At 64.2% G+C, this 5,274-nt stretch carries 3 protein-coding genes; 2 read left to right on the top strand and 1 reads right to left on the bottom strand.

Annotation, left to right across the window (positions count from 1 at the left end):
• Nucleotides 1-557 (bottom strand): outer membrane beta-barrel protein (locus tag VF497_RS07365; protein ID WP_330887205.1); only part of this gene is annotated, 557 nt, incomplete at its 3' end.
• 443 nt (nt 558-1,000) lie between these two features.
• Here VF497_RS07365 and VF497_RS07370 point away from each other — a divergent pair.
• The gene (locus VF497_RS07370) at nt 1,001-2,992 is read left to right on the top strand and encodes an OPT family oligopeptide transporter (protein WP_330887208.1); all 1,992 of its coding nucleotides are present in this window, start codon (nt 1,001-1,003) and stop codon (nt 2,990-2,992) included.
• 135 nt (nt 2,993-3,127) lie between these two features.
• A partial coding sequence (locus VF497_RS07375; protein ID WP_414706860.1) for a DEAD/DEAH box helicase occupies nt 3,128-5,274 on the top strand: 2,147 nt, incomplete at its 3' end.

Raw genomic sequence — 5,274 nt, forward strand, 5'->3', positions numbered from 1 at the left:
CCGTAGCTCTGCGCAAGAGCCGAGTTCAACGAGTTGTTGTCGTGATCGTAACGCGCCGCGACTTCGCCGCGGAACGCCAGGCGGTCGGACAGACCGTACTGGATGCCGACGCCGAGCAGCGCCATCGGATCCCAGCCACCGCTGTCGGACATGCCCGCTGCCGACAGCAGCGTGCCCGAGTACGCCTTGTGGCGCAGCGCGCCGAGCGCACCGACCACGTACGGACGCCAGCCGGCGCCGATGTCACCGAAGAAGTAACGCGCGGCGACGTCGAGCTGCACGCTCTCCCACTGGTGGGTATTGCGCGGCGAGCTGTTCTTGAAATCAGCGTTGTTGATGCCGTATTCGAAATCGACGGCGAAGTTCGGGTTCACCCAAACGCCAACGCCGATGCCGCCGAAGCCCGACACCTTCGTGGTGCGGTTGCTATCCGGAACGACAGCGCCGAGGCGCGGAGCGACGTACCAGGAACCGAAGTCCTGGGCTTGCGCCGTGCCGATCGCGCCGACACCACCCAGGGCAAGGGCAAGGGCGGCAAACAAGGTATTACGTTTCATTCGGAGTCTCCTTTGCATGGTTTTTCTTCGGGCGTCCGCCAAACCCCGTGTGCGGCACGCATATGTAACATCACTCCACACCAACTTCTGATGCGTGCGTCGCGTTAATAAAACGTTAGGCAGCGGCAACGCGAGCGACCGCATAGTAACAAATCCGGGCGTTTGACTCCACTCCTGACCTTAACCATTCAGAATCGAGTCAGTCTATTCCCGCTCCGATGCGACAATCATGAACTGAACTTCTTGTTCGGATTGAATATTTTCTTAACGCTTCGACGTGGGAGTTCGCTCGCATCGCACGCTGAATCCGACACATGCCGCGTACGAAAACCAGCACGACGGAAAGTGGATTGTCGCTTTGCAGCACAGTGCTCGAATCATCACCCGCGGGCCCGGACGGAAAATGTTTGCCATACTTCCTGTTTTCGACTCTGGGGAGTTTCATGGCGAACCAACATGCAGCGGCCGCCGAGCCGCGCAGCGAACTGACTTGGCGCGGCATCGTGCTCGGCGTCGTCATCACCGTACTGTTCACGGCTGCGAACGTGTTCTTCGGGCTCAAGATAGGTCTCACCGTGGCGACCTCGATACCCGCTGCCGTGATTTCGATGGCCCTGCTGCGCGGTTTCAAGGATTCCACGGTACAGGAAAACAACATCGTGCAAACGATCGCTTCGGCGGCGGGAACCTTGTCGGCGATGTGCTTCGTGCTCCCCGGGTTTTTGATGATTGGCTGGTGGACCGGATTTCCTTTCTGGATATCGTTCGCCATCTGTGCGCTCGGTGGCGTGCTCGGCGTGATGTATTCGATTCCGTTGCGGCGAGCGCTGGTGACCGGTTCGGACTTGCCGTTCCCCGAAGGCGTCGCGTGCGCCGAAGTGCTCAAGGTCGGCAGCCCCGGCAACGCGGGGACCGCTGCTGGCGTGGAAGAAAGCCGTCAGGGTTTGCTCGCGGTCGTATGGGGCTCGATCGTAGCCGCGGTGTTCGCGATTATTGTCGCCACACGCGTATTCGCCAGCGACGTGATGCAGTATTTCCGTTTTGGCGGTGAACGCGGCCCCGTCAGCGGATACGATTTCAGCCTGTCGATGGCACTGTTCGCCGTGGGTCATCTCGTTGGACTCTGGGTTGGCATCGCGATGCTGGTCGGTGCGGCCATCGCCTGGGTCTGGGGTGTGCCGCACTACTCGGCCATTGCGGCAATGGCGGGCGATGCGGCGAAAGTCGCTTCCGATGTTGCGAAGACACAGATCCGTTTCATCGGTGCCGGTACGATCGGTATTGCCGCGATCTGGACCCTGCTCAAACTGGTAAAGCCGGTGGCCTCCGGCCTCACATCGGCCTTCGCCGCGCAACGCGCGCGCAAGTCCGGCCAGGGCGCCTTGCTCCCGCGCACCGAGCAGGATATTCCGATCACCTTCGTCGGTTTGACGATGCTGATCTGCTTCGTGCCGGTTGCGCTGTTACTCGGCTATTTCGCCATACACGGCGGGTTGGGCGATCACGTCTGGGTACTGGCGCTCGGCGGGCTGATCTACTGCGTGCTGATGGGGTTCTTCGTCTCCGCCGTCACCGGCTACATGGCGGGCCTGATCGGCGCATCGAACAGCCCTTTGTCCGGAGTCGGCATTCTCGTTGTTATCGGCGCGGCACTGCTGCTCGCGCTCGGCATCAAGCCTTACGTGCCGCCCGAAATGGAAAAAGCATTGGTCGCTTTCGCGCTGTTCGTCACCTCGGTCGTCTTCGCCATCGGCACGATCGCGAACAACAATCTGCAGGACCTGAAAACCGGACAACTCGTCGACGCCACGCCGTCGAAACAACAATGGGCTCTGGTGATAGGCGTGGTCGCAGGCGCCTTGATCATTCCGCCGGTACTCGAAATCCTCAACCAGGGCTACGGCTTCGTCGGCGTCGCGGGAAACACGCACCAAAACCCGCTCGCCGCACCGCAGGCAGGGCTGATTTCCGCGCTCGCACAGGGCGTGATCCAGAACAATATCCGTTGGGACCTGATCGGGATCGGGGGAGGTATCGGCGCGGTGCTTATCGTGATCGACGAGGTATTGCGCCGCTCGAACGCGAACGCGCACTGCTCGCCTCTCGCGGTCGGCCTCGGCATCTATCTGCCGACCTCGAGTACGTTGATGGTCGTCGTCGGCGCGATTGCCGGCGCGTATTTCGACAGGCGCGCCGAGCGCGCGGCCAAGCCCGAATCACGCAAGCAACTCGGCGTGTTGCTCGCTTCGGGCATGATCGTCGGCGAAGGCCTTATCGGCGTTGCAATCGCCGCGATCGTCGCATTCTCGGGCAAGGATTTTCCGCTCGCGCTCGTCGGCGACGACTTCGCCACGGCATCGGTGTGGATCGGTGGCATCGCCTTCGTCGCGGCCGTGTTAGCGCTGTATCGCTGGGCCGAGCGCGCGAGCCGATAGTCCGCGCCAACTGCGCGCGTCTCGCAGCCTGAGACGCGCCCACGCCAGCATCGCGCGATGCGCCAACTCGCCCTGCTCTACTCGCGCAATCCGTCGTCCTGCGTTCATCCCGATGCGCCAGCGCGGGCGCATAATCTGCCCATGGCGTTGCACGACTTCCATCCCGCCGTCGCCGCGTGGTTCGCGCAGGCGTTTCCAGCGCCGACGCCCGCGCAGACGCGCGCCTGGCCGGCGATTCGCTCGGGCCGGCACACGCTGATCGCCGCGCCGACCGGATCGGGCAAGACGCTGGCCGCGTTCCTCGCCGCGATCGACGATCTCGTGCATCAAGGTTGCGAAGGTGCACTCGCCGACGAGACGCAGATCGTCTACGTCTCGCCGCTCAAGGCGCTGTCGAACGACGTGCAGATCAACCTGCAAGCGCCGCTCGAAGGCATTCGAGTGCAGCTCGCCGAACTCGGCCATCCCGATGTCGAGATTCGCGCCAGCGTGCGCACCGGCGACACGCCGCAGAGCGAGCGCGAGGCGATGAAGCGGCGTGCGCCGCACATCGTCGTGACCACGCCGGAATCGCTCTACATCCTGCTCGGCTCCGACTCGGGGCGGGCGATGCTGGCGACGACGCGCAGCGTGATCGTCGACGAAATCCATGCGCTGGCACCGTCGAAGCGCGGCGCGCATCTGGCGTTGTCGCTCGAACGCCTCGACGCCCTGTGCGGGCGCAAGCTCACACGCATCGGCTTGTCGGCAACGCAGAAACCGATCAGCGAAGTCGCGAAGTTCCTCAAAGGCGCGAACGACGACGCCTGCGAAATCATCGATGTCGGCTACACGCGCGAGCGTGATCTCGCCCTCGAACTGCCGCCCGCGCCGTTGAGCGCGGTGATGTCGGGAGATGTCTGGCTCACCGTTTATCAGCGCCTCGCCGAACTGATCGAATCGCACAAGACCACGCTGATCTTCGTCAACACGCGGCGCATGGCCGAGCGCCTCGCCAAGCACCTGTCCGACCTGCTCGGCAAGGAAGCGGTGACTTCGCATCACGGCAGCCTCGCGCGCGAGCAGCGTCTCGCCGCCGAGCAGCGGCTCAAGCGCGGCGAACTGCGCGCACTCGTCGCGACGGCGTCGCTCGAACTCGGCATCGATATCGGCGACGTCGACCTGGTCTGCCAGATCGCTTCGCCGCGCTCGATCTCGACCTTTCTGCAGCGCGTCGGCCGCGCCAACCACTCGGTCGACGGCACGCCGAAGGCGCGCCTGTTTCCGCTGTCGCGCGACGACCTCGTCGAGTGCACGGCGCTGCTCGATGCGGTGCGCCGCGGCGAGCTCGACATGCTGCACGTCGAACGCGATGCGCGCGACGTGCTCGCGCAGCAGATCGTCGCCGAAGTCGCCTGCCGCGAGTGGGGCGAGCCGGAATTGCTCGAAACGATCCGCCACGCGTATCCGTTCGCCGATCTCACGCTCGATACCTACCGCGACATCCTGCGCATGCTCGCCGAGGGCTATACGACACGGCGCGGACCGCGTTCGGCCTACCTGCATCGCGATGCAGTCAATGGCGTGCTGCGCGCGCGCCGCGGCGCGCGCTTGACCGCAATCACGTCGGGCGGCGCGATTCCCGACACGGCCGATTACGAAGTCGTGCTCGAGCCGCAGGGCTCGCGCATCGGCACCGTGCACGAGGATTTCGCCGTCGAAAGCATGGCCGGCGACATCTTCCAGCTCGGCAACACCTCGTATCGCGTGCTGCGCGTCGAACGCGGCCGGCTGCGCGTCGAGGACGCGAAAGGTGCGCCGCCGACACTGCCGTTCTGGCTCGGCGAGGCGCCGGGGCGCAGCGATGAACTCTCGCAAGCCGTGTCGCGGCTGCGCGAAGATGTGTCGACACAGCTCGAATTCGGCTCCGACACCGCCGAGCACTGGCTGCGCGATCAAATCGGCTTGAACGAATCCGCCGCGCGCCAGATCGTCGATTACCTTGGCGCAACGCAAGCGGCGCTCGGCCTGCTGCCGACGCAGACGCAGCTGGCGATGGAGCGCTTCTTCGACGAATCCGGCGGTACCCAGCTCGTCATCCATTCGCCGTTCGGCAGCCGCATGAACCGCGCCTGGGGCCTCGCCCTGCGCAAGCGCTTCTGCCGCACGTTCAACTTCGAACTGCAGGCAGCGGCGACCGAGGATGCGATCGTGCTGTCGCTGTCGACCAGCCACAGTTTTCCGCTCGACGAAGTCTCGCGCTATCTGCATTCGAACACGGCCGAGCACGTGCTGATCCAGGC

The sequence above is a fragment of the Rudaea sp. genome (genome assembly GCF_036383415.1).
In the GTDB taxonomy this organism is placed as follows: domain Bacteria; phylum Pseudomonadota; class Gammaproteobacteria; order Xanthomonadales; family Rhodanobacteraceae; genus Rudaea.

What these genes read in the sequence shown, in the direction of transcription:
- VF497_RS07370 (WP_330887208.1), top strand. Translation starts at nt 1,001, where the DNA reads ATGGCGAACCAACATGCAGCGGCCGCCGAGCCGCGCAGCGAACTGACT.